At 52.9% G+C, this 679-nt stretch carries 1 protein-coding gene; it reads right to left on the bottom strand.

What is annotated here, in order from left to right:
* On the bottom strand, window positions 1–655 hold a 655-nt coding region (locus tag L6R21_28135; GenBank protein MCK6563074.1), incomplete at its 3' end, for an efflux RND transporter permease subunit.
* Window positions 656–679 lie beyond the last annotated feature (24 nt).

Genomic DNA, 679 nt, shown 5'->3' with positions numbered 1-679 from the left:
CCAGCGTCCTGCCCCCAGTTTCCTGATTGGAAGAACGCACAGCCTCAATCACTTTTTGCAGCGGAATGTCATAAGCACGCAGCTTGTTGGGCTCAACCAGCACCTGATATTCTTTGACAAACCCGCCGACACTCGCCACTTCCGCCACACCGTCAATCGTGGCCAGCTCAAATCGGACAAACCAGTCCTGCAAGCTGCGCAGTTCTGCTAAATCATGCTGGCCTGTTTTATCAAATAACGCATATTGAAACACCCAGCCCACGCCGGTGGCATCCGGCCCTAGCTCCGGCTCCACGCCCTCCGGCAACATGCCACGCGCCTGCGAGAGATATTCCAGCGTCCGGCTGCGTGCCCAGTACATGTCAACATTATCTTCAAAAATGATATAGACAAACGATGTGCCGAACATAGAAAACCCGCGCACGACTTTAGTTTTCGGCAGGGATAGCATTTGTGTGGAAAGCGGATAGGTGATCTGATCCTCAATCACCTGCGGTGCCTGTCCGGGGAAGTCTGTGCGGATAATCACCTGCGTATCGGATAAATCGGGGATAGCGTCCAACGGTATTTTGGTTACGGAGACAATCCCAGCCACCAATAATACCAGTGCGCCCAGCATGACGAAAAACTGGTTTGCCACCGACCAGTCTATGATTTTGGCGGCAAAACTTTTGGACGG

This window comes from bacterium, from assembly GCA_023150945.1.
Taxonomy (GTDB): domain Bacteria; phylum Zhuqueibacterota; class Zhuqueibacteria; order Zhuqueibacterales; family Zhuqueibacteraceae; genus Coneutiohabitans.
This window is presented reverse-complemented; position numbering and strand designations above follow the sequence as displayed.